This window comes from Cryobacterium sp. AP23, from assembly GCF_054075385.1.
The window spans coordinates 459,440-483,946 of the sequence record NZ_CM133415.1; the positions used below are offsets into that span (position 1 = coordinate 459,440).

21 protein-coding genes are annotated in these 24,507 nt (G+C 69.0%); 18 read left to right on the top strand and 3 right to left on the bottom strand.

Annotated features, from left to right (window positions below):
* Positions 1 to 69: 69 nt before the first annotated feature.
* Positions 70 to 1,791: a DUF222 domain-containing protein gene (locus ACU5E9_RS02165; protein ID WP_456812012.1), complete on the top strand. Its 1,722-nt coding sequence runs from the start codon at positions 70 to 72 to the stop codon at positions 1,789 to 1,791.
* Between the two features lie 86 nt (positions 1,792 to 1,877).
* Here ACU5E9_RS02165 and ACU5E9_RS02170 read toward each other — a convergent pair whose 3' ends face one another.
* Complete coding sequence (locus ACU5E9_RS02170; protein WP_456812013.1) at positions 1,878 to 2,297, bottom strand: PPOX class F420-dependent oxidoreductase; 420 nt, start codon at positions 2,295 to 2,297, stop codon at positions 1,878 to 1,880.
* Between the two features lie 96 nt (positions 2,298 to 2,393).
* Between ACU5E9_RS02170 and ACU5E9_RS02175 the strand changes: the two genes are divergently transcribed.
* From ACU5E9_RS02175 to leuA, 6 genes are all read left to right on the top strand, one after another.
* Positions 2,394 to 3,278, top strand: coding sequence for a ketopantoate reductase family protein (locus tag ACU5E9_RS02175; protein ID WP_456812014.1), 885 nt, complete (start codon positions 2,394 to 2,396; stop codon positions 3,276 to 3,278).
* Positions 3,279 to 3,381: 103 nt separating this feature from the next.
* Positions 3,382 to 5,307, top strand: a complete 1,926-nt coding sequence (locus ACU5E9_RS02180; protein WP_456812015.1) for a sensor histidine kinase — start codon at positions 3,382 to 3,384, stop codon at positions 5,305 to 5,307.
* Positions 5,304 to 5,993 (top strand): response regulator, encoded by a 690-nt coding sequence (locus ACU5E9_RS02185; RefSeq protein ID WP_456812016.1) that lies wholly within the window; start codon positions 5,304 to 5,306, stop codon positions 5,991 to 5,993. The genes ACU5E9_RS02180 and ACU5E9_RS02185 overlap by 4 nt, the downstream gene beginning before the upstream one ends.
* 103 nt (positions 5,994 to 6,096) lie before the next feature.
* Positions 6,097 to 6,855 (top strand): ABC transporter ATP-binding protein, encoded by a 759-nt coding sequence (locus tag ACU5E9_RS02190; RefSeq protein WP_456812017.1) that lies wholly within the window; start codon positions 6,097 to 6,099, stop codon positions 6,853 to 6,855.
* On the top strand, positions 6,852 to 8,273 hold the full coding sequence (locus tag ACU5E9_RS02195; protein ID WP_456812018.1) for an FtsX-like permease family protein: 1,422 nt from the start codon (positions 6,852 to 6,854) through the stop codon (positions 8,271 to 8,273). Before ACU5E9_RS02190 ends, ACU5E9_RS02195 begins: the two co-directional genes overlap by 4 nt.
* Before the next feature lie 157 nt (positions 8,274 to 8,430).
* Positions 8,431 to 10,197: a 2-isopropylmalate synthase gene (leuA, locus tag ACU5E9_RS02200; RefSeq protein WP_456812019.1), complete on the top strand. Its 1,767-nt coding sequence runs from the start codon at positions 8,431 to 8,433 to the stop codon at positions 10,195 to 10,197.
* A gap of 71 nt (positions 10,198 to 10,268) precedes the next feature.
* Here leuA and ACU5E9_RS02205 read toward each other — a convergent pair whose 3' ends face one another.
* Positions 10,269 to 10,889 (bottom strand): hypothetical protein, encoded by a 621-nt coding sequence (locus tag ACU5E9_RS02205; protein WP_456812020.1) that lies wholly within the window; start codon positions 10,887 to 10,889, stop codon positions 10,269 to 10,271.
* 176 nt (positions 10,890 to 11,065) lie between these two features.
* Entirely contained in the window at positions 11,066 to 11,809 is a 744-nt protein-coding gene (locus ACU5E9_RS02210) for a trimeric intracellular cation channel family protein (protein ID WP_456812021.1), read from the bottom strand.
* Positions 11,810 to 11,883: 74 nt separating this feature from the next.
* On the opposite strand from ACU5E9_RS02210, the gene recO reads away from it, so the two are divergent.
* The 11 genes from recO (at position 11,884) to ACU5E9_RS02265 (ending at position 24,502) form a co-directional block, all read left to right on the top strand.
* Positions 11,884 to 12,606, top strand: a complete 723-nt coding sequence (recO, locus tag ACU5E9_RS02215; protein WP_456812022.1) for a DNA repair protein RecO — start codon at positions 11,884 to 11,886, stop codon at positions 12,604 to 12,606.
* Entirely contained in the window at positions 12,603 to 13,430 is an 828-nt protein-coding gene (locus ACU5E9_RS02220) for an isoprenyl transferase (protein WP_456812023.1), read from the top strand. The genes recO and ACU5E9_RS02220 overlap by 4 nt, the downstream gene beginning before the upstream one ends.
* A gap of 52 nt (positions 13,431 to 13,482) precedes the next feature.
* A complete protein-coding gene (locus ACU5E9_RS02225; protein WP_456812024.1) occupies positions 13,483 to 14,157 on the top strand; it encodes a DsbA family oxidoreductase in 675 nt (224 codons plus the stop codon).
* Complete coding sequence (locus ACU5E9_RS02230; RefSeq protein WP_456812025.1) at positions 14,154 to 14,276, top strand: hypothetical protein; 123 nt, start codon at positions 14,154 to 14,156, stop codon at positions 14,274 to 14,276. Before ACU5E9_RS02225 ends, ACU5E9_RS02230 begins: the two co-directional genes overlap by 4 nt.
* A gap of 106 nt (positions 14,277 to 14,382) precedes the next feature.
* The gene (gene dusB / locus ACU5E9_RS02235; protein WP_456812026.1) at positions 14,383 to 15,546 is read left to right on the top strand and encodes a tRNA dihydrouridine synthase DusB; all 1,164 of its coding nucleotides are present in this window, start codon (positions 14,383 to 14,385) and stop codon (positions 15,544 to 15,546) included.
* Entirely contained in the window at positions 15,539 to 16,819 is a 1,281-nt protein-coding gene (locus tag ACU5E9_RS02240) for a deoxyguanosinetriphosphate triphosphohydrolase (protein ID WP_456812027.1), read from the top strand. The genes dusB and ACU5E9_RS02240 overlap by 8 nt, the downstream gene beginning before the upstream one ends.
* Positions 16,807 to 18,663, top strand: a complete 1,857-nt coding sequence (gene dnaG / locus ACU5E9_RS02245) for a DNA primase (protein WP_456812028.1) — start codon at positions 16,807 to 16,809, stop codon at positions 18,661 to 18,663. Before ACU5E9_RS02240 ends, dnaG begins: the two co-directional genes overlap by 13 nt.
* Positions 18,664 to 18,843: 180 nt before the next feature.
* Positions 18,844 to 20,478 (top strand): ABC transporter substrate-binding protein, encoded by a 1,635-nt coding sequence (locus ACU5E9_RS02250; protein ID WP_456812029.1) that lies wholly within the window; start codon positions 18,844 to 18,846, stop codon positions 20,476 to 20,478.
* A gap of 141 nt (positions 20,479 to 20,619) precedes the next feature.
* Positions 20,620 to 21,720 carry an ABC transporter permease gene (locus ACU5E9_RS02255; RefSeq protein WP_456812030.1) on the top strand — a complete coding sequence of 367 codons (1,101 nt, stop codon included), beginning with the start codon at positions 20,620 to 20,622 and terminating at the stop codon, positions 21,718 to 21,720.
* Positions 21,721 to 21,722: 2 nt separating this feature from the next.
* The gene (locus ACU5E9_RS02260) at positions 21,723 to 22,790 is read left to right on the top strand and encodes an ABC transporter permease (protein WP_456812031.1); all 1,068 of its coding nucleotides are present in this window, start codon (positions 21,723 to 21,725) and stop codon (positions 22,788 to 22,790) included.
* Positions 22,787 to 24,502 (top strand): ABC transporter ATP-binding protein, encoded by a 1,716-nt coding sequence (locus ACU5E9_RS02265; protein ID WP_456812032.1) that lies wholly within the window; start codon positions 22,787 to 22,789, stop codon positions 24,500 to 24,502. The genes ACU5E9_RS02260 and ACU5E9_RS02265 overlap by 4 nt, the downstream gene beginning before the upstream one ends.
* Positions 24,503 to 24,507: the final 5 nt, after the last annotated feature.

Below are 24,507 nucleotides of genomic sequence, written 5' to 3' on the forward strand. Positions count from 1 at the left end.
TGCGATATTGCCCTGTGGATAAGGTGACATTTCCTCACATAAATCTCTCATTCGTGGGAGAATGTGGGTATGGACGAAGACTTGGCAGGTGGTTCCACAGCAGCGACGGGAGGCCCTCCCGCCGCTCAGCCGGCGGCCGATTGGAACACCAGCCTCGCCGTCCCAGCGCCCGCTGCTTCGACGCCGCTCGGCGCGACTGGTGGCGGCACCTCCGACACCACCTCCACCGTCCCGAAGGCTCCGAAACGCAGAAAGCCACAGCCCGAGTGGCGGGAGCCCGACGAGCTTCCCGCGGTGCAGCAGGCGCGCACCGGGGCCTTCGGTGAGAAGCTCAGCGCCCTCTCCGACGCGGCACGCACGGTGCAAGCCGTGATGGCGTCGATCGATGCCAGCGGGCTCAGCGACGCGGAAGCGGTCGCGCTGACCCAGACCGTCGAGCGGATCGGCCGCCCGGTGGACGCGGCCCGCGTCACCACGGCCTCGACGATCAGCGACCGCGGCCACCGGGGCCTGGGCGCCGAGTCGCTGGCCTGGCGGATGGGAGCCTCGCACGAGAACGAACTACTCACCCTGCTGACCCGGGCCTCGGTGCCGGAGATGAAACGGAGGGTGGCCCTCGGTGCGAAAGTCGCGCCACGGATGGTGGCCGGCAACGTCCTCGAGCCCCTGTTCCCCATCGTGGCCGCGGCCCTGGCCGCCGGGGAACTCGGCATGGACGCGGCAGAGAACATCGTCACCGGCCTCGCCGACTTCACGGTGCACGGCCGCTTCGACGCCAACCCGGCCGATGTCGACGCCGCCGAGCGCGACCTCGTCGAGTGCGCCACCGGGTCACGCTTCGACCGCGCCACCGGTCCCGACGGACCGGTCGTCCGGCTGGGCGATTCGGACGGGTTCACCTTCACCGCCGACCGCATCCGCGAGATGACCCAGCCCTGGCAAGCCCGGCTGAACCCCGACGGGGCCGCCCCGAACGCGCCGCTCCTCGAAGCGAAGTCCACGTTCTCGTTCGGCACCAAACGCGACGGCCTCTACCCGCTGCGCGGTGGCGTCACCCCCGAGTTCAAGGGCACCATCGAAGCCCTGTTCAACACTTTCCAATCCGCCCGCTCCGCCCCCAAGTTCCCCTCCGCGGAGGACCAGCTGCGTATCGAGGCCGGCGAACTGGTCCCCGGCGAAATCCTCGACGAGCGCACCGGCGGCGAGAAACGGGCAGACATCCTCCGCGGCATCCTCACCCAGGTCGCCCAGGACCCCCGCACCCCGACCATGGGCGGGATGCCGCCGACGGTGATGGTGCACGTGAACGCGACCGACCTGCTCGCCGGAGTCGGCGTCGGCTGGATCGACGGCATCGACGGGCCGGTATCGATGAAAACCGTCAACCAGATGATCGACAACGGCGGCATGCAACCCGTGTACCTGGCCAAAAACGGGGCCGTCCTCGCCCTGGGCCGGAAAACCCGGTTCTTCAACCGGGCGCAACGCCGAGCCATCACCGCCCGCGACGGCGGCTGCATCATCCCCGGCTGCAGCTCCCCACCCCAATGGGCCGAAGTGCACCACGTCGTGCCCTGGTTCAAGAGTGGACCCACCGACGTGTCCAACGGGGTGCTGCTCTGCTGGTACCACCACCACACCATCGACACCTCCGGCTGGGAAATCCGCATGGTCACAGGCGTGCCCCAAGTCAAAGCACCCCGGTGGATCGACCCGACCGGGCCATGGCGAAAACCAGACCCGCACCGCGCCCACGATCCGCGCACCCTCAAACCGCCGCACACAGAGTGACGGTACCCGGCACGGAGTGACCTGCCGATCTGATGCCGAACGGCTATCTGTAGGCGGCTATCCGTGGGTGGCAGTGAGCGCGCGGGCTACGAGGCGGCCGGTGTGCTCGAATCGCTGATTCGCAGCATGACGCGCTGCTTCGCGCCGGCCTTGCCCAGTCGTTCGATGAACAGGAACACCCGGTACTCCAGGCGGTACTTGCCGCCGAAGACGCGGGTGAGCAACGCGCGGCTGTGGTCGTCGTCGACGACAGTGGCGTGAGCATCCACCGTCACGGCGTCGTCCTTGACCGACCCGGTCCGGGAGCACGGTCGCAACTGCACACTGCCATTGTTGCGGAGGCGCTTGACCTTGCCGCTTTCCTTTGGGGTGGTGACGATGAGGTCGCCGCCGTCACTGGCGATCCAGACCGGGGTGGACACGGCTGCGCCGGAGCGGCGATAGGTGGTGAGGGAGACGAAGCGCTCGTCAGCGAGACCGGCGAGGGCGGCAGCAGAATTGGGCATTTCCACACCCTAAGCCGCCCGGCGAGTTTGCCACAATGGACGGGTGCCGCGCTCCGACCGGAACCGGCACGCCCAGCGGAGAAACAGGGAGCCCCAATGTTGCAGGAACCAATGCCCGAGCCCGTCATCGCCGTCGTCGGTGCCGGCGCCGTCGGCGGCCTCATCGCCGCCCTGCTCGACCGCGCCGGTGTGGACGTGGTGGCCGTTGCCCGCCCCGCCACCGCCCGGGCGATCACCGACGAGGGACTCACCATCCGCAGCCGGCACTTCGGTGACGGCGTGGCCAGAATCCGGGCAGTCACGTCGGTCCCCACCGGTGCGAACGTCATCATCGCCACCAAGGCGTTCGCCCTGCCCGCCGTCACTGACGACCTCCGCGCCTCACACCCGGCCGAGGTGGTGTCGTTGGTGAACGGCATCGAGCACCTGCCGGTCCTCCGCGCCGTCACGCCCGGTGCCATGGTGGCCGGCGCCTCGGTCGCCGTCGAGTCGACCCGGCTCAGCCCCACCGTCATCGAACACCGCAGCCCGTTCCTTCGCCTCAGGGTGCCCGCCCACGCGGCCGATTCAGCCATCGCCACGGCCTGGCGTTCGGCCGGCCTCGATGTCACGGTCGGTGGCACCGACGCGGATGTCCTCTGGACGAAGCTTCGGTTCCTGGCCCCGCTGGCCCTCCTCACCTCGTACTGGCGGATGCCGGTCGGAGCGGCCATCGAACGGGACCCGGCGCTCACCTCCGCCCTGCTGGCCGAGATCGCCGACATCGCCACCGTGGACGGCGTGCCGACCGAGGTCGAGCAGCTGACCCGCGCCCTCGGCGCGCTTCCACCGGCCATGCGCTCGTCACTGCAGAACGACCTCGAAGCCGGGCAGGAGAGCGAGCTGGACGCCATCGGCGGGGCTCTCGCCCGCCGCGGCCGTAGCGTCGGTGTGACCGCCACGACGGTAGAAGGCCTGGTCGCCGAGCTCGCCGCGCGGTGACCGCCGGGCGCGGCTACATCGTTGGGATGACATCGGGGCCACCCCGGGATGATCTCTCCGGCCCCGCGAGAGCCCCGCATCCACCGAGGCCTACGCTGGTGTGATGGCTGCTCAAGGCTTCTTCACGCGCATGGCGCCGTACCGTTGGGCTCTCGAACCGGCTCTCGGTGTCATCGTGGCGCTGGTGTGGGGGAGTGCGGCACTGGCCTTCGGCGTTCGGTCGCTGTTCGTCGTCTGCCTCCTCGCGGGTGCCGTCGCCCTCTCGCGGCTCGTGCCGACAGCAGCGATCGTAATGATCGTGGCAGCCACGGTCGCGACCGTCGTCGTGACCGGCAGCGCTGTTGGTGACGCTCTAGGGCTGACGCTCTTGTACGTGAGCGCTTGCCTCGTCACCTGGGGCGTATGCCTGGCCGGGCGGCCCGCCATCCGGTTCGTCGCCCTCGGCAGCGGCCTGCTGGTCAGCGCCCTCCTCAGCTGCCTGCTGCTCCTGACGGTCTATGCGCCCAACCGGAACGGCCTCGACGGGATGGTCACATTCGTCGTCGAGTTCGGCCTCCGGCTCGCCGGCGGGTTCCTGCTCACCGCCGTCCTGGTGGCCGGCTGGGTCGGCGCGTTCGTCCTGCGCGGCCGGGCCGACCGTCGCGAGGCCGCCCAGGACTACCCGCCAGGAGTGCTGCCTGCCGACGGGCTCTCGGCGGAGACCTGGCTGATGCTGCCGCCGCCGCCGGCCTGGCTGGCCGCCAGCCCGAACGTGTTCGCCGGCCGCCGTGGTTTCCGCCCGCTGCCGCGACGCACCCTGCTCGTCGACGTGGGCATCGCGGGCGGCTTCCTGCTCGTCGGCATCCTGACCGACCCATACAGCAGCGTCCTATCCCTGTACGTCCTGGCCGCACTCGCGGTCGCTGTCGCCGTGCGCCGGCTCTCGCCGGCCCTCGCCCTGGCCCTGGCCTGGATCGCCGCGCTGGCGCAGATGCTGGCCGGACTGCCGGTGCTCACCAGCGACATCGCCATCCTTGCCGTGTTGTACGCCACGGCGGCCTACGCCGAACGATGGGTGCGCTGGGCGGGCCTGCTCTCGGTCGGCGTCGGTGCGCTCCTCGCGGCCGGCTATCTCGGCATCACCCAGCGCGGCACCTCCTCCATCGCCGAGGCGGTGGGGCAGGGCGACGTCGGCGGCCTGGTCTGGTCCGTGGTCGCCACCTTCGTCGCCAGCCTCGCCGTGCTCGGCTTGTCCTGGACCCTCGGTCTGCTCATGCGCACCTGGCAAACCGCAAGGGCCGGCCGGCTCGGCCAGTACCGCGCGGTCGAGGAGCAGAAAGTGGCGCAGCGCAGCGTGGTCGTGGAGCAGGAGCGCAACCGCATCGCCCGGGACATGCATGACGTCGTCGCCCATTCCCTGGCCGTGGTGATCGCGCAGGCCGACGGCGCCCGGTACGCCCGCGCCCAGGACCCCGACGCGGTGGATGCGGCGCTGACCACGATCTCCTCCACCGCCAGGGAGGCGCTCGGTGATGTGCGCATCCTGCTCACCCGGCTCCGCCAGGACGATGCCGCCGGGCCGCAGCCGGTGCTCGCCGACCTCGATCGCCTCGTTGCCCAGATGCAGAGCACCGGGCTCGACATCGAGTGGACGACCACGGGCGCTGCCACAACGCTGGGTTCCGGCGCCCAATTGGCCGTCTACCGCATCGTGCAGGAAGCGCTCACCAATGCCCTGCGCCACGGCGATGCTGGTCGGGCGGTATATTTGACCCTCGCCTGGACGGACGGATGGGTCGCTGTGACGATCGACAACGCGGTGCGCGCCGACCCCGTCACCGACCGGGACGGCGAGATCGGGCACGGTCTACCCGGCATGCGCGAGCGTGCGCTCCTGGCCGGCGGGTCCCTGGCGGCGGAATCCATCGGCGGCCGGTTCATCGTGGCCGCCCGGCTCCCGGCCCTCACCACCAACGCGCTGGTTCAACCGAACCCGGCGACACCGATGGGCCCGGTTGTTCCGCTGCCCGGAAACGGAGCACCGGCATGAGCGACGTGGACCAGTCCGACTCCCCGCGCATCCGGGTGGCGCTTGTCGACGACCAGGCGCTGTTCCGGGCCGGCATCCGCATGCTGGTGTCCTCACAACCCGACCTCGAATTTGTCGGCGAAGCCGGCAACGGGGCGGCCGGGGTCACCATGGCCGCGGCCGTGCGGCCCGACGTGATCCTGATGGACATCCGGATGCCCGTCATGGACGGCATCGACGCCACCGTCGCGATCCTGGCCGCGGCAGAGGCCGCCGGAACGACGCCACCGCGCATCGTGGTCCTCACCACCTTCGAACTCGACGAGAGCGCCGGCCGGGCCATCCGTGGCGGTGCCAGCGGCTTCCTGCTCAAGGACGCCGATCCGGAGTTCCTGCTGGCGGCCATCCGCACCGTGCACGCCGGAAGCGCCGTGATCGCTGCCTCCGCCACCCGTGAACTGTTCGCGCACTTCGATGCGCCGGCTCCGGAACAGGAGGAACCGGCGGCCTACCGTACCCTCACCAGCCGGGAGCGCGACATTTTCGCCCTGGCCGCCCTGGGCCTCAGCAACTCCGAGATCGCGGCGGGGGAGTTCCTCAGTGAAGCCACCGTCAAGACCCACATCAGCCGGATCCTCGCGAAGCTCTCCCTGCGCGACCGGGTGCAACTTGTCGTCTTCGCATTCCAGCACCGCCTCACCCAGTAGTCCCCGCGGATGACCGGCGCCCGGAGCGAATCATCCTCGCGGCCGGGTGCAGCCATCCCGCGCCCGATGTGCCGGCCGTGGTGCGCTCCGTAGCGTCGAGGGCATGGAAAACACCTCAGAACCCGGCCTCGCTGCCAGGGTCACCAACCTGCGCAAGGACTACGGATCGGCCAGCACGGCGGTCACCGCACTCGACGACGTATCGATCGGCATCCGCCGCGGGCAGTTCACCGCCATCATGGGCCCCAGCGGTTCGGGCAAGTCCACCCTCATGCACATCATGGCGGGCCTGGACACGGCCACGGCCGGGCGCGCCTGGCTCGGCGACACCGAGATCAGCAGCCTGCCCGACGCCGCCCTGACCGTCTTGCGGCGGCGCCGGATCGGCTTCGTCTTCCAGGCCTTCAACCTGGTTCCCACACTGGACGTACGCGGCAACATCCTGCTGCCGTTCGCCCTGGATGGCCGCCGGCCCACCGCAGATGAAAGCGGATGGATCGACCGGCTGATCGAGTCACTCGGCCTGGGTGACCGGTTGGCGCACCGCCCGCACGAGCTCTCCGGAGGTCAGCAGCAGCGCGTGGCCATCGCCCGCGCCCTGGCCACGCGGCCCGAGCTGGTCTTCGCCGACGAGCCCACCGGCAACCTCGACTCGCGCAGCGGCCGGGAGGTTCTCGCCCTGCTCAAGGCGGCGAATGCCGAATACGGACAGAGCATCGCCATGGTCACCCACGATCCCATCGCGGCCAGCTATGCCGACCGCATTCTCTTCCTCGCCGACGGAAGGGTCGTCGAGGACAGGGCACGGACTTCGGCCGAACAGATCTCCGCCATCATGCTCGGCATGGAGCTGCGCGCATGAGCCGCCGTCGCGGACACCGCAGCTCGGGCCTTGCCCAGGGGACCGCCGGCCGCGGGGCCAGCCTCCTCGTGGCGTCGCTGGCCTCGGCATTCGGCGTGGTCCTGCTGCAGGTCACGGGCATCATCGCCGTCGCGGTGAGCGCGGGTGACGCGTCCGGCATCGGCGCCGTCCGCACCGCGCTGTCGATCGTCGCGTTCCTGTTCATCACCATTGCCGTGTACGTGAGCTCGATCGTCACCACGAACACCGTCGCGACCATCATCGCCGGCCGCACCCGCACGATCGCCCTGATGCGCCTGATCGGCTCCAGCGCCAGGGACCAGCGTCGCGCCGTCGCCAGGGACGGCCTCACCGTGGGTGCGATCGGCGCCGGCATCGGTGCGGTCGCCGGCACCGTGCTCACGGCCGCAGGACTGCGCATCCTGGTGTCGACCGGCGTGCTGCCCGACCTCCGCTACACCCTTCTCGAACCGCTACTGGCGCTGCCGGTCGCCGTCGTAGTGCTGTCCACCTGGTGCGCCGCCTGGGTCGGCTCGCGCCGGGTCCTGACGGTCAGCCCCATGCAGGCCGTCGGAGCGGCCCAGGAACGTTCCCTCGACGAAGCCGCCCGGCGCCCCGCCCGCAACACCATCGCGATCCTGCTGATCCTGACCGGGCTGCTCTTCCTGGCCGGGGGAGTGCTCGTGGGCCAACAGGCTCCTGAGGGTGTCTTCCTCGGCCTGATCGGTGGGATTCTCTCCTTCAGCGGGCTGGCACTCGGTTCCCACCTGATCATGCCGCCCATCCTGGCCCTGTCCGGCCGGGCACTGGGCCGCAGCGCACCCGCCCGCCTCGCCGCCGCGAACGCGCAGCAGCATCCGGAACGCAGCGCCCGCGCCACCATCGGCCTGGTCATCGGGGTGACGCTCATCACCATGTTCGCCGTGGCCGGCGCCACGTTCGAGCGGATGATGGACACTGCCATGGAGGAGCCGGCGGTGCGGCAGGCGATCAGCGAAACCGTTGCCATGAGTCTCGCGGTCATCTCGGCGCTCGTCGGTTTCAGCGCCCTGATCGCGGCCGTCGGCATGGTGAACAACCTGGCCCAGAGCGTGCTGCAGCGCTCCCGCGAGATCGGCCTGCTCCGCGCGCTGGGGTTCACCGGCGCCCAGGTGCGCGCCATGATCCTCGCGGAAAGCCTCCAGATGACCGTGGCCGCGGTCGCCTTCGGCCTGGCCCTCGGGGTGCTCTACGGCTGGGCGGCCGCGCAGTCCCTGTTCGGCTCGCTTGCCGGCGGCGGGCTCGTCGCCCCCGCGGTGCCGTGGCTCCTGGTCGTGCTGTCCGTGGCCGGCACCGCCGTGCTGGCCGTCGCAGCCACGATCGTGCCGGCCCGGCGGGCGGTATGCGTGTCGCCGGTGACGGCCCTCGCCGCGACCTGAGAACCGGGACGAGACCTGAGCGGCAAACGGTGTTACCCTTTTTCTTGTGCTGTTCGGTCTGCTCCTCCTTAGCTGCCGCGACGAGTCCTAATCTGAGGCCTCACTCGTCGCGGAGTTCGTCGTCGGCTGACCACCACTTTGCGAGGAGAAACAGACCATGAAGAACAACCAGGCCGCATCCACGATGCCCGTGCACAAGTACCGTCCTTATCAGGACCAGTTCAGCGTCGACCTGCCGGACCGCACCTGGCCGGCCAACCGCATCACCGAGGCGCCCCGCTGGTGCGCCGTCGACCTGCGCGACGGCAACCAGGCGCTCATCGACCCGATGAGCCCCGAGCGCAAGCGCATCATGTTCGACCTGCTGGTGCGGATGGGCTACAAGGAGATCGAGGTCGGCTTCCCGTCAGCGAGCCAGACAGACTTCGACTTCGTGCGCAGCCTCATCGATGACGGTGCAATCCCGGACGACGTCACCATCCAGGTGCTCACCCAGGCCAGGGAACACCTGATCCGCCGCACCTACGAGTCCATCGCCGGCGCCAAGCAGGCCATCGTGCACCTGTACAACTCCACCAGCGTGCTGCAGCGCGACGTCGTGTTCCGCGAGGGCAAGCAGGGCATCATCGACCTGGCTTTGTTCGGTGCCCGCACCTGCCGTGCCCTCGAAGCCACCGTGCCCGGCACCACCGTCTACTACGAATACTCGCCGGAAAGCTTCACCGGAACCGAGCTCGAATTCGCCGTGGACATCACCAACCAGGTCATCGAGATCTTCGAGCCGACGCCCGACCGCAAGGTGATCGTCAACCTGCCCGCCACGGTCGAGATGGCCACCCCGAACGTCTACGCCGATGCGATCGAGTGGATGAGTCGCAACCTGGCCCACCGCGAGAACGTGATCCTGTCGCTGCACCCGCACAATGACCGCGGCACCGCGATCGCCGCCGCCGAGCTCGGCTACCTGGCCGGTGCCGACCGCATCGAGGGCTGCCTCTTCGGCAACGGCGAGCGCACCGGCAACGTCGACCTGGTCGCGCTGGGCATCAACCTGTTCACCCAGGGGATCGACCCGCAGATCGACTTCGGCAACATCGACGAGGTCAAGCGCACCGCGGAGTACTGCAACCAGCTGCCCGTGCCCGAGCGCAGCCCCTGGGCCGGCGACCTGGTCTTCACGGCCTTCAGCGGTTCGCACCAGGACGCCATCAAGAAGGGCTTCGAGGCCATGGCCGCCGAGGCCGCCGAGACTGGCAAGGACGTCGACGACCTGCTCTGGGCCGTGCCGTACCTGCCGATCGACCCCAAGGACCTGGGCCGCAGCTACGAGGCCGTCATCCGGGTCAACTCGCAGTCCGGCAAGGGCGGGGTCGCCTACCTGCTGAAGACTGACCACCACCTTGACCTGCCCCGCAAGCTGCAGATCGAGTTCTCCGGCGTGGTGCAGGCCAAGACCGACGCCGACGGCGGCGAAGTCACCAGTGAGCAGATCTGGGACATCTTCAACGACGAGTACCTGCCCGCCACTCACACCAACCCCGACGCCAAGTGGGGCCGGTTCGAGCTGTTCTCCACCCGAACCTCCAGCGACCTGGCCGGCGCGGTCAACCTCACGGTCGACCTGCGCGACTCGGACTCCGTCGCGAGCGCCACCGCCACCGGCAACGGCCCGATCGCCGCGTTCCTCGGCGTCATGGCCGAGCGAGGCATCGCGATCACGCTCTACGACTACGTCGAGCACGCCATGTCCGCCGGGGGCGACGCGACCGCGGCGTCCTACGTCGAGCTCGACGTGAACGGCAAGCGGTTCTGGGGCGTCGGCATCGACCCGGACATCTCGACGGCATCGCTGAAGGCAGTGGTGTCAGCGGTCAACCGCGGCATCCGCGCCGAGACGGGCGACCGCGAACTGGCCGCCGTCTAGCCAGAAGCAGGCACACAGAAACGTCCCCGGCGCTGCCCCGCCGGGGACGTTGTCTTGTTGGTGCGCTGCCTCTAGACGCGCAGGGCCTTCCGCGCGGCCTCGGGAGCCAGTGGCTCCGGGACCTGCACCGGTTCGCCCTTCGGCTTGCCCAGTACGAGCGTGCAGTCGTCGATCGCGGCGGCCAGCAGGTCGTGCAGGCGCTCATCGGTGTCAGGGATGCACGCCTCGGCGATGCCCTGCACCGAAATGCGGATGATCGACTCCGCGGTGCGGTCCGTGAACCGGGTGCGGGACCAGGATCCCACCGAGCCCATGAACTCCCGCGCCCACCGTTCGGTCTGCGGCGCACGGTCGAACGCCTCCCGCACCTGGTCGGACACGTCGATGGCGCCGCCCTCGTGCGAGCGGGACAGGTGCCGCTGGCAATTGAGGATGCCGACGGCCAGGGCCCGCTGGTGGTCCGCGCTGACCACCGGCAGGCCGGCAGTCGCAGCCCGGAGGGCCACGACGAGGCGAACTCGCTGGTCGTCGCCGCGCAGGCCGATCACGGATGGAATCAGGGTCATCAGGCGCGACCTGGCGTCGTCAGACGTGCAGTCGTTCACCATGCGCGCGAGCGAGGCAAGAACCGGGTGGGTACACGCCGGGTGGTCGCTCCAGGCTTCGCCGGAGAGGTGCGAGGCGAATTCCATGAAGCAAGCGCCACTGCGCGGACTCTTGTGTTTGCCCCTGGCCAGAACGGGCAACAGGTCGGGCACAGTGCCCTCTAATCGTTTCATGGAGTACCTCCCTGCGACGTGGTTGTACCCCAATAGTGACCCCAGATTTGGGGAAAGGCGAGGGCAAATCGTAGTCGGGTGATAAATCCTCAGGAAAGGCCGGTGTTCTCCGGGTTCTCCGGCTCGACGACGACCCGGCGACGCGGGTTGCGCCCGCGGAACGACGGGATCGTTCCGCGGCGGCGCCAATGCGGCCAGCTGGCCAGGGCGCGCTGTTGGGGAAGGCTCCAGCCGAAGCGGGCGGCGAGCACCCGGATGACCGTCGTCGCGATCACGCAGATCACCGCGGCCACGGTGATCTGCACCTCCAACAGCACCAGGACAACGAGCAGTCCGCAGCCCACGAGCGCCGCGACGGCGTACAACGAACCCACGTGCATCACGGCGATGGGCACATTCAGCATCATGTCGCGCAGCGCAGACCCGCCGACCGCCGAGATCATGCCCACGAACAGGGCGGGAATCTCCGGCAGCCCCGCGGCGAGCGCCTTGGTGGTGCCGATCACGCCGAACAGGCCGATCGTCACGGCGTCCAGCGTGATGATCAACGGACCGAGCCTGTTGAACAGGCTCTGCAGCAGCATCCCGAGCAGGGCGAACGCCGCCGCGACGGGCAGGTACCAGTTGCTCTGCAGCGCCGCGGGCACCCCACCGAGCAGGACGTCGCGCAGCAGGCCGCCGCCCAGCCCCACCGTGATCCCGATGAGGGCGATGCCGAGGAGGTCCATCCTGCGGTCGGTGAACCGGCCGGCGAACATGGCGCCCTGGATGGCGCCGATGGCGACGGCGACGAGGTCGGTCCAGAGCGGGATCGCGAAAAGGGTGGAGGACACCCCCAAAATCTACCGCGCCCGCATCACACGGCGCGGGCGCGGGCATCCGGCCGGCGGAAGTGGGAGAATTGACCGTGCCTGTTTATCGTGATGAAGCCGTCGTGCTGCGCACCCACAAGCTGGGTGAGGCGGACCGCATCATCACGCTGCTCACCCGGCAGCACGGCAAGGTGCGTGCCGTCGCCAAGGGCGTGCGCCGCACCGCGTCGAAGTTCGGCGCCAGGCTCGAACCGTTCATGGTCGTCGACGTGCAGCTCTATGAGGGCCGCAGCCTCGACATCGTCAACCAGGCGGAATCGATTGCGTCCTATGGGGCGCAGATCACGGCGGACTACGGCAGCTATACTGCGGCCAGTGCCATGGTCGAGACGGCCGACAAGCTCACCGAGTCCGAGGGGTCGTTGCAGCAGTACCTGCTCCTGGTCGGCGCGCTCCGGTCGCTGTCCCGCCGCGAGCACGGCTCCGGCGCCACCCTGGACTCCTACCTGCTGCGCTCCCTCTCCATGGCCGGCTGGGCGCCGAGTTTCCACGACTGCGCCCGTTGCGGCGCGCCGGGTCCGCACTCGGCGTTCGTGGCGCAGGTCGGCGGCATCGTCTGCGACAACTGCGCCGCGCCGGGGTCACCCCGACTCGACCCAGCCACCATCGCCCTGCTCAGCGCACTGCTCACCGGCGACTGGGCGTACACCGCCCAGGCCCCCGCCACCACCCAAGCCCAGGCCACCGGGGTCGTCGCCGCGTACACGCAGTGGCACCTCGGCCGGGGCCTTCGATCACTGGAGCACGTGCGCGCATGACGCCGAACCCCTTCCGTTCCGCCCCCGCCACACCGTTCACCCACAAGGATGCCGTTCCGTTCAAGCCCGTCGACTGGACCGGCCTGTACCCGCCGGCCCTGCCGACCAAGGTGGTGCCGGAGCACGTCGCCGTGGTGATGGACGGCAACGGCCGCTGGGCCAACGCCCGCGGCCTCTCCCGGGTGGAGGGCCACAAGGCCGGCGAGGCCGCGCTGCTCGACGTCGTGGCCGGCGCCATCCAGATCGGCGTCAAGCACCTCAGCGTCTACGCCTTCTCCACCGAGAACTGGAAACGCTCCCCGGACGAGGTGCGGTTCCTGATGGGCTTCAACCGTGACGTGCTGCACCGGCGCCGCGACCAGCTCAACGACTGGGGTGTGCGGGTGCGCTGGGCCGGGCGGAAACCCAAGCTGTGGGCCTCGGTGATCAACGAACTGCAGTTCGCCGAGAAGCTCACCGCCGGCAACGACGTGCTCAACCTGACCATGTGCGTCAACTACGGCGGGCGCACCGAGATCGCGGATGCGGTACGCGCCCTGGCCGAGGACGTCGCGGCCGGCCGGTTGAAGCCCTCCGGCATCACCGAGAAGTCCATCCAGCGTCACCTGTACACGTCGGAACTACCGGATGTGGACCTGTTCGTGCGGAGCTCGGGGGAGCAGCGCACCAGCAACTTCCTGCTCTGGCAGAGCGCCTACGCCGAGATGGTCTTCCTCGACACCCTGTGGCCGGACTTCTCCCGCGTGGACCTCTGGCACGCGATCGAGCTCTACGCCTCCCGCAACCGCCGCTACGGCGGCGCCGTGGACACGCCCACCGCCTGAGCCGGAATCCAGTACGGGAATAACTGGAGGGGTCGCTCGGGTTGGGCCTGACGTGAGCGAAACCATCAAAGTAGACATCTGGTCCGACGTGCAGTGCCCCTGGTGCTACATCGGCAAACGCAAGTTCGAGGCGGGTGTCGCCGCATATGGCGCCGACGTCGAGGTGGAGTACCACTCCTTCGAGCTGGCCCCCGACACCCCGGTCGACTTCGCGGGCAGCCCCGTCGACTACCTCAGCGACCGCAAGGGCATCCCGGTGCCGCAGGTCCTCGAGATGCTCGAACGGGTCACCGGCATCGCCGAAAGCGTCGGCCTGCACTACGACTACGACTCCGTGCACCAGACGAACACCATCAAGGCGCACGAACTGCTGCACTACGCCAAGGCGCACGGCCTGCAGCTGGAGATGAAGGAGAGCCTGCTCAAGGCGTACTTCGTCGACGGCGGCCACGTCGGTCGCATCGAGGACCTCGCCGACCTCGCCGCCGGCATCGGCCTGGACCGGGCCGATGTGGTGCGCGCCCTCACCGAAAACGAGTACCTCGCCGCGGTCAAGGCGGATGTCGCCCAGGCCACCGAGTACGGCATCCAGGGGGTGCCGTTCTTCGTGATCGACGGGAAGTACGGAATCTCCGGCGCCCAGGACCCTGATACCTTTGCGCAAGCGCTGCGCCAGGTGCAAAGCGAAAAAGCAGGAACCGCGATCCCCGAGGAGACCAACGCATGAGCGAGAACAGCACCAGCACCGCGACCGACACCGACGCTGCTCCCCGCCCGATCATCCAACTGCTCGAGCAGTCCGACGACGCTGGTGGATGCTGCGGCGGCGGCTCCTGCGGCATCTGAGCCACCCGTACAGCACCGTCCTGCACAGCCCCGCCCGGCCCGCGGTTTTCCACCGCCGGCCGGGCGTGGCGTTCCTGCCCGGCCGGGTCTGGGAGAATTGACCGAGATGAACACTTCGACTCCCACGCAGAACCTGATGTCACCGCTCCGCATCGGTGACATCGAACTCGACGTGCCCGTGGTCCTCGCGCCCATGGCCGGCATCACCAACACCGCTTTCCGCCGGCTCTGCCGCGAATACGGTGCCGGCCTGTACGTCAGTGAAATGATCACCTCCCGGGCGCTCGTGGAGCGCACCACGGAGTCCATGCGGCTGATCACGCACCACGAGAGCGAGAAGACCCGCTCGATCCAGCTCTACGGCGTCGACCCGAAAACCGTCGCCGAGGCCGTCACGATGCTCGTCGCCGAGGACCGTGCCGACCACATCGACCTCAACTTCGGTTGCCCGGTACCCAAGGTCACCCGCAAGGGCGGGGGAGCGGCGCTGCCGTGGAAGATCACCCTCTTCCGCGAGATCGTCGAAGCCGCCGTCACCGCGGCCGGCACCATCCCGCTCACCGTCAAGATGCGCAAGGGCATCGACTCCGACCACCTCACCTACCTCGAGGCCGGCCGGGTCGCCGAGGGCGCCGGCGTGGCAGCCATCGCGCTGCACGCCCGCACCGCGGCCGACTACTACTCCGGGCACGCCGACTGGTCGGCCATCGAAACCCTCAAGAACACCATCACCAGCGTGCCGGTGCTCGGCAACGGCGACATCTGGTCCGCCGCCGACGCGCTCCGCATGGTGGACGAGACCGGCTGCGACGGCGTCGTCGTCGGCCGTGGCTGCCTGGGCCGGCCCTGGTTGTTCGGCGACCTTGCTGCAGCGTTCCGCGGCGAAGTGGTCAAGGCCGAGCCGAGTCTCGGCCAGGTGGCGGATGCGTTCCGCCGGCACGCCGAGCTGCTCACCGAGTTCTTCGACAGCGAAGAACGCGCCTGCCGCGACGTGCGCAAGCACGTGGCCTGGTATTTCAAGGGCTACCCCGTCGGCGGCGACCTGCGCGCCGCCCTCGCCTCCGTCGTGTCGCTCGAGCAACTCGACGAACTGCTGGCCACCCTCGACCCCGACCAGCCATACCCCGGCATCGGAGCAGAGGGCCAACGCGGCCGGGCCGGCAGCCCCAAGAAGACCTCGTTGCCCGAACGCTGGCTCGACTCGCGCGACATCATCGGCGCCGAGCGCACCAACCTGACCGAGGGAGAAGGGGACACCAGCGGTGGTTAACCAGACCGGCTACAGCACCCACGACGAGGCCAGGTTCAAGCCGGAGGAACACGACTCCAGCCGCAGCGACTTCGCCCGCGACCGCGCCCGGCTGTTGCACTCCAGCGCGCTGCGCCGACTCGCCGCGAAGACCCAGGTGCTCAGCCCCGCCGCCGGGCTGGACTTCGCCCGCAACCGCCTCACCCATTCCCTCGAGGTCGCCCAGATCGGCCGGGAGCTCGCGCTGCGACTGGCCCTGGACCCGGACATCGTCGACACGGCCTGCCTGGCGCACGACATCGGCCATCCGCCGTTCGGCCACAACGGTGAGAAGGCCCTCAACACCTGGGCGCACGACATCGGCGGTTTCGAGGGCAACGCGCAGACCCTCCGTTTGCTCAGCCGCCTGGAGCCCAAGGTGTTCGGCGACCACGGCGAAAGCTTCGGACTGAACCTCACCCGGGCCAGCCTCGACGCCAGTTGCAAGTACCCGTGGGCAGCCGACGCCTCGGTCGCCGACCCGAGCGGCCGCGCCAAATTCGGTTTCTACGACGACGACCGGGCCGCCTTCGAGTGGCTCCGGGACGGCGCGCCGGCCCGGCAGCTCTGCGTCGAGGCGCAGGTCATGGACCTCTCCGACGACATCGCCTACTCGGTGCACGATTTCGAAGACGCCGTCGTCAGCGGCTACCTCGACGTGGAGCTGCTGAGCAGCCGCAGCGAGCACGCCGCCCTGGTCACCTCGATGTACGAGTGGACCGGCGGGCAGTTCAGCCACGACGAGCTGATGGCCGCGTTCGACCGGCTCGACTCCCTCGACGTCTGGCTGCACGGCTGGACCGCGGGCCGGCGCGACCAGGGCCGGTTGAAGAACCTGACCAGCCAGCTCATCGGCCGGTTCAGCGGCGCGGCTGTCGCCGCCACCAGGGCGGCCTACCCCGACCGGCACCTCATCCGCTTCAGCGCCCACGTGGTGGTGCCGCGCGAGGTGCAGGCCGAGATCGGCGTGCTCAAGGGCATCGTCGCCGCGTTCGTGATGTCCACCCACGTGCGCCAGCCGCTCTACGTCGAGCAGCGCGAAACCCTGACCTACCTGGCCGACACCCTCCTCGCCAGCGGCGACGAACACCTCGACCCCGGCTTCCGGGAGGACTGGGCGGATGCCGTCGATGACGGGGCCCGCAAGCGGGTGATCGTCGACCAGGTGGCCAGCCTCACCGACCAGAGCGCCATCGCCCTGCAGCGCCGGTTGCACCTGTCCAGGGGCGTGAGGGTCGACGCATGGCAGGACTGATCCGCCAGGGCGACATCGAAGAGGTCAAGGCCCGCACCAACATCGCCGACATCATCAGCGACTACGTCAGCCTCAAGTCCGCCGGCGTCGGCTCGATGAAGGGGCTGTGCCCCTTCCACGACGAGCGCAGCCCGAGCTTCCACGTGCGCCCGCAGGTCGGTTTCTACCACTGCTTCGGCTGCGGGGAGAGCGGCGACGTCTACTCATTCCTGCAGAAGATGGACCACGTCAGCTTCTCGGAGGCCGTCGAACGGCTCGCCGGCCGGGCCGGCATGGAGCTGCACTACGAAGACGGCGGCAACGCACCCGACCACGGCAACCGCGCCAGGCTGCTGGCGGCCAACCAGGCCGCAGCGGAGTTCTTCGTCGACCAGCTGGGCAGCCCCGGCGCCCAGGTGGGCCGCAACTTCCTCGGCGAACGCGGCTTCGACTCGCAGGCCGCCGAACGCTTCGGCATCGGCTTCGCGCCCAAGAGCTGGGACGAACTGACCAAGCACCTACGCGGACGCGGCTTCAGCACCGAGGAACTCACCCTCTCCGGCCTCGTCTCCGCCGGCGACCGCGGCATCTACGACCGGTTCCGCGGCCGGCTGGTCTGGCCCATCCGGGACATCACCGGGCAGACCATCGGTTTCGGCGCGCGCAAGCTGCTCGAGGACGACAAGGGCCCCAAGTACCTCAATACCCCCGAAACCCCGGTGTACCACAAGGCCCAGGTGCTCTACGGCCTCGACCTGGCCAAGCGGGACATCTCCCGCAACCACCAGGTCGTCGTGGTCGAGGGCTACACCGACGTCATGGCCTGCCACCTGGCCGGCGTCACCACTGCCGTCGCCACCTGCGGCACCTCCTTCGGCGTCGACCACATCAAGGTGCTGCGCCGGGTGCTCGGCGACGACAGCGGCGTCGGCGAGGTCGTCTTCACTTTCGACCCGGATGCCGCGGGCCAGAAGGCCGCCGTGCGTGCCTTCGCCGAGGAACAGCGTTTCTCCGCCCAGACCTTCGTCGCCGTGGCCCCGGAGGGCCTTGACCCGTGCGACCTGCGGCTGCACCGCGGCGACGACGCCGTGCGCCGGCTGATCGAGGCCAAGAAGCCCATGTTCGAGTTCATGATCCGGCAGCTGCTGTCCCAGTACAACCTGGACACCGTCGAGGGCCGGGTCTCCGCCCTGCGGGCGGCGGCGCCGATCGTCAGCGACATCCGCGACCCCTCGATGCGGCCCGGCTACGTGCACGAACTGTCGCGCATGCTCGGCGTCGACATGGCCGAGGTGTCCCGCGCGGTCAGCCAGGCCCAGTCGCGGTCCCGTACCGCCCCTGCCGCCGAGACCCGGCGTGCGGGGGAGCCCGCCCCGGTGGTGCGGGAGCACCTGTTCTCGCTCGCCGACCTTCCCGCCGACCCGGTCACCCGCATCGAACGGGACGCGCTGATGGCGATGCTGCAGCACCCGACCCAGGTGGGCATCGACCTCGTCCAGCGCGCCGTACAGACCAGCATGAGCAACACCTCTCTCGCCGTGGTGCGTGACGCCCTTGCGGCCGCGCTGCCGCACGCCGCCGCCGGCGACTGGCTCGCCCGGGTGGTCGCGGAGACCCCGGCCCCGCTGGCGAACCTGGTCACAGAGCTCGCGATGGCCCCGCTGCCCGAACGCACCGAACGGGAGGTGACCCGCTACGTGCGGGACATCACCACGGTGCTGATCGAGAAGGACCTGCTGCGCCAGAAAGCCGACCTGCTCGGCCGGTTGCAGCGCGCGGATCCGACCAACCGCGAGGTATACGTGGCCATCCAGCGCGAGCTCGTCCGGGTGGAAGCCGAACGCCGGAACCTGCGCGAATCCTGACCGACGCCCGGCTCCCCGGCCCGGAACGCTATATTGCGGCTGTATTAAGATGCTCCATCCAGTGACCGTTCAACGCGCATAGTGTGCTAATTCTTGGAATACAGCAACGCATTTCTGCGCCTGCACCACTCTGCGCGGACAGACCCAGAAGCAATCACCTTGAGGAAGAGGCATTCGACTATGGCTTTTGTATCCACCAGGCGCGGCCGCTACATCGGCGTCACCGCCGGTCTCGCGGCCGCGGCACTCGTACTCGCCGGCTGCTCCAGCAGCGGCACCACGACCACCGATGACGGCTCGGCGCCGTTGACCATCGGCACGACCGACAAGGTCACCACGCTCGACCCGGCCGGTTCCTACGACAACGGCTCATTCGCCGTGCAGAACCAGGTCTTCCCGTTCCTCATGAACACCCCGTACGGCAGCCCGGATGTCGAGCCCGACATCGCCGAGTCGGCCGAGTACACCACCCCGACCCAGTACACGGTCACGCTCAAGGCCGGCCTCGTCTGGGCCAATGGCAACGAGCTCACCTCCTCCGACGTCAAGTTCAGCTTCGACCGCCAGCTGGCCATCGCCGCCGACAACGGTCCCTCGTCGCTGCTCTACAACCTCGAGAGCGTCGACGCGCCCGACGACACCACGGTCGTATTCAACCTGCTCGCACCGGACGACCAGATCTTCCCGCAGATCCTGTCCAGCCCGGCCGGGCCGATCGTGGACGAGGATTCCTTCTCCGCGACCGAGCTCACCGCAGACGCCGACATCGTCGACGCCCAAGCCTTCGCCGGCCAGTACGTCATCACCAGCTACGACTTCAACAACCTGATCGGCTACAAGGCCAACCCGGACTACGACGGCCTCCTCGGCGCCGCGAAGACCGACGTCGTCAACGTGAAGTACTACGCCGACTCGTCCAACCTCAAGCTCGACGTGCAGGAGGGGAACATCGACGTGGCGTTCCGCAGCCTGTCCGCCACCGACGTCGAGGACCTCCGCGGCAACAAGGACGTCGAGGTCGTTGACGGACCCGGCGGCGAGATCCGTTACATCGTCTTCAACTTCGACACCCAGCCCTTCGGCGCGGCAACCCCGGAAGCCGACCCGGCCAAGGCCCTCGCCGTGCGCCAGGCCGTCGCCGACCTCGTCGACCGTGACGAGATCGCCGACCAGGTCTACAAGGGCACCTACACCCCGCTGTACTCCTACGTCCCGGCAGGTCTGACCGGCGCCACCGAGTCCCTCAAGGGCCTCTACGGCGACGGCGAAGGCGCACCCGACGCCGACAAGGCCGAGGCGACGCTCACGGCCGCCGACATCACCGACAAGGTCGTGCTGAACCTGCAGTACAGCAACGACCACTACGGCCCCTCGTCGGGCGACGAGTACGCACTGGTCAAGGACCAGCTCGAGGCCTCCGGACTCTTCACCGTCAACCTCCAGACCACGGAGTGGGTGCAGTACTCGAAGGACCGCTCCTCTGACGTGTACCCGGAGTACCAGCTCGGCTGGTTCCCGGACTACTCCGACGCCGACAACTACCTGACCCCGTTCTTCCTCACCGAGAACTTCCTCAAGAACCACTACGAGGACCAGGAAGTGAACGACCTGATCCTGCAGCAGGCCGTGACCGTCGACCCCGCCGCACGCACCGCACTGATCGAAGAGATCCAGGACAAGGTCGCAGCTCAGCTGTCGACCGTGCCGCTGCTGCAGGGTGCCCAGGTCGCCGTGACCGGCACCACCGTCACCGGAGCCTCCGACACGCTCGACGCGTCGTTCAAGTTCCGCTACGCTGCTCTCGCCAAGGGCTGATAGAACGGTACACACCAGCTAGACGACGGGGGCGTTCGGCGCGATAACTCGCTGAACGCTCCCGTCTCTTTGTCTGCACGCCACGTGGCGTGCACGGATGTTTGGGCCCGGGTCAGACGCCCCGGAACGAGTGAGGTAAGAATGACGACTGTAGCGACAACGCCAGCGGCAGGGGCAGCCAGGCCGGCCACGCCGGCACCCAAGAAGAAGGGCGGCTCCGGCGGCGGCATCGGGCGCTACATCGTGGTGCGCTTCCTGCTGATCATCCCCACCATCTTCATCCTCGTCTCCATGGTCTTCTGGCTCATGCGCACCACCGGCGACCCCATCACCGCGGCCCTCGGTGGCCGCCTCGGACCCGACCAGCTGGCCGAGCGCATCCACGCCGCCGGCTACGACCGCCCGATCCTGGTGCAGTACGTCGAGTACCTTGGCCAGATCTTCACCGGCAACTTCGGCACCACCATCAGCACCAACCGGCCCGTCTCCGAGGTGCTGCTCACCTACGGCGCCGCGACCGCCGAACTGGCCTTCTACTCCCTGCTGGTGGCCTTCATCGTCGGCATCCCGCTGGGCATGGTCGCCGCGTACTGGCGCGACAAGGCCCCGGATGCGTTCCTGCGCATCTTCGCAATCCTCTGCTACGCGACCCCGGTCTTCTTCGCCGGGCTGCTGTTCAAGCTCGTCTTCGCCGTCTGGCTGAAGGTGCTGCCCGTCGCGGGCCGCGCCACGACCGGGTCCGAGCTGCAGATGCAGCTGCTGCCGGGCAAGACCGGCTTCTACACGATCGACGCGATCCAGACCGGCAACGTTGCCGTTCTCACCGACGTGCTCTCGCACGCCGTGCTCCCGGCACTGGCCCTCGGCCTGCTCACCGCCGGGGTGTTCCTGCGACTGGTTCGCACCAACGTCATCGGCACGCTGGGCACCGACTACGTCGACGCCGCCAGGTCGAGGGGCGTCAGCGAGTTCCGACTTGTGCGCAAGCACGCCTACCGCCCGGCCCTCATCCCCATCATCACCGTCATCGGCCTGCAGATCGCCCTGCTGCTCGGCGGCGCCGTGCTCACCGAGACGACCTTCGAATGGAAGGGACTGGGCTTCATGCTCTCCGAGTTCCTCCAGGCGCGTGACTTCGTGGCCGTGCAGGGAATCGTGGCGCTCCTGGCCGTGATCGTCGCCCTCACCAACTTCATCGTGGACATCATCGCCGCGATCATCGACCCGAGAGTGCGGTACTGATCATGAGTGCGACCGACACCAAGCCCACCAAGCCCTCCATCCTGGCCCGGCTGCCCATCGTGCACCAGCTCCGGCAGAGCATGGGCCTGCAGCGAGGCATGCTCGTGGCCGGCCTCATCATCACGGCGGTGTTCGTCCTCACCGCCATCCTGGCGCCGCTGCTGGCGCCGTACGGTTACAGCCAGCTCCGCGGGCCGGACGGGGTCTTCGGCGCCCAGCAGGCTCCAGGCGGAGCGCACCCGCTCGGCACCACCGTCGGCGGATACGACGTACTGTCCCGGGTGCTCTGGGGCGCCCAGACGGCCCTGTTCGTGATCGTCGTGGCCGTCGTGCTCTCCCTCTTCGCCGGAGTCCTGCTCGGCCTCCTCTCCGGCTACTTCGGCGGCTGGCTCGACCGGGTGCTCGTGGTGGTCTGCGACGCGGTCTACGCGTTCCCGTCGCTGCTGCTGGCCATCGTCATGTCGATCGTGATCTCGGGCGGGAAATCGGACCTCATCGGCGGGGTGATGGCCGCGGCCATCTCCATCACCGTGGTGTTCATCCCGCAGTACTTCCGGGTGATCCGGGCCGAGACCGTGCGCATCAAGGCCGAGGCCTACGTCGAGTCGGCCAGGGTGCTCGGCGCGAGCAACACCCGGATCATGTTCCGGCACGTGCTGCGGAACGCCACCCGCACGCTCCCGCTGATCTTCACCCTCAACTCGTCCGAGGCCATCCTCACGCTCGCCGGGCTCGGCTTCCTCGGCTTCGGCATCGAACCGACCGCGGCCTCCGAATGGGGCTACGACCTCAACAAGGCGCTCTCCGACGTCACCAGCGGCATCTGGTGGACATCCCTGTTCCCCGGCCTGGCCATCGTCCTGGTGGTCATGGGCATCACCCTGGTGGGGGAGAGCCTGAACGACCTGGCCGATCCACGCCTCCGCGGCCGCCGCGCCGTCGGCAAGTCCTCCGGCCTCGTCGCGGAGACCTCCGTGGTCCCCGGCGGCACCCTGAGCGCCGGCCCCGGCGGACTCAACGGACTCGAGAGCGGATCCACCCACACCATCGACGGCGAGGCCACCTCATGAGCGACATCCGCACCAGCCAGCCCGGCCCGACCGTGCTGAGCATCAACGACCTCGGCGTGTCCTTCTCCACCGACGCCGGCGCCGTCCGCGCAGTGGACGGCGTCACCCTGAGCGTGCGCCGCGGCGAAGTCCTCGCCATCGTCGGCGAGAGCGGCAGCGGCAAGACCGTCACCGCGAAGACCATCCTGGGCCTGCTCCCGGAGACCGCGGTGTCCGAGGGCGCCGTCATCCTCAGCAGCCGGAGCGGCGACGCCACGAACGACGTGATCTCGCTCAGCGGCAAGCAGCTGCGCCAGGTGCGCGGCACCGACGTGTCCATGGTGTTCCAGGAGCCGTCCACCGCCCTCAACCCGGTGTACACCGTCGGCTGGCAGATCATGGAGGGCATCAGGGCGCATGGCACGGTCAACCGTGCCGACGCCCGCGCGAAGGCGATCGAGATCCTCGGCCGGGTCGGCATCCCCGACCCGGAGGTGCGGATCAACTACTACCCGCACCAGTTCTCCGGCGGTCAGAAGCAGCGCGTCGTGATCGCCATGGCGCTCGTGCTCGAACCCGGGCTGATCGTCGCCGACGAGCCGACGACGGCGCTCGACGTCACCGTCCAGGCCGAGATCCTCGACCTGCTCCGGCGCTGCCGGGACGAATTCGGCACCGCCATCGTGCTGATCACCCACAACATGGGCGTCGTGGCCGACCTGGCCGACCGGGTCGCCGTGATGTACCAGGGCAAGGTCGTCGAAGAGGCGGATGCTCACACCCTGTTCACCTCCCCGCAGAACGAATACACCCAGAAGCTGCTCGCCGCCGTGCCGTACGTCGGCCAGGGCGTCGTGCGCGCGGCGGCACGCGCAGAGGCCCGGAGTCCCGAATGGGCCGCCCAGGCGCCCGTGGTGGTCGCCGACAACCTGCGCATCCAGTATCCCGGCCGGTTCGGCCGTCCGGGCTTCGTGGCCGTCGACGGCGTGAGCTTCGCCATCCGCCCCGGCGAGGTACTCGGCCTCGTCGGTGAGAGCGGCTCGGGGAAGACCACCATCGGCCGGGCCCTCGCCGGCCTCACCCGGGTCACCGACGGTTCGCTGAGCGTGCTCGGGCACGAGATGAACGGGTTCTCGGAGCGCAAGTTCAAGCCGTTGCGCAGCCAGATCGGTTTCGTGTTCCAGGACCCGGCGTCGAGCTTCAACCCGCTGCTCACCATCGCGGAATGCGTGGCGGAGCCGCTCGTGGTGCATGGCAGGGTCGAGAACGCGCGCGGCGCACGCACCAGGGTGGACGACCTCCTCGAGGCGGTGCAACTGCCGCGTGCATTCGGCGACAGGTACCCGCACGAACTCAGCGGCGGGCAACGCCAGCGGGCCAGCCTGGCCAGGGCACTCGCCCTCGAGCCGGCGCTCCTCATCGCTGACGAACCGACCAGCGCCCTCGACGTCTCGGTGCAGGCCAGGGTGCTCGAACTGTTCGCCGAACTGCAACGCGAATTCGGATTCGCCGCCCTGTTCATCAGCCACGACCTCGCGGTGGTCGACATCCTCGCCGACCGGATCGCGGTGCTGTACCACGGCCGCCTGGTCGAGGAAGGCACCGGCGCAGAGGTTCTCGGCGCGCCGAAGGATGCATACACCCGGCGGCTCCTCGCCTCCCTGCCCGTGCCGGATCCGGCGGCCCAGGCCCTCCGACGTGAGGAGCTCGCGAAGCTGCGTGCGGCAGAATAGGTGCC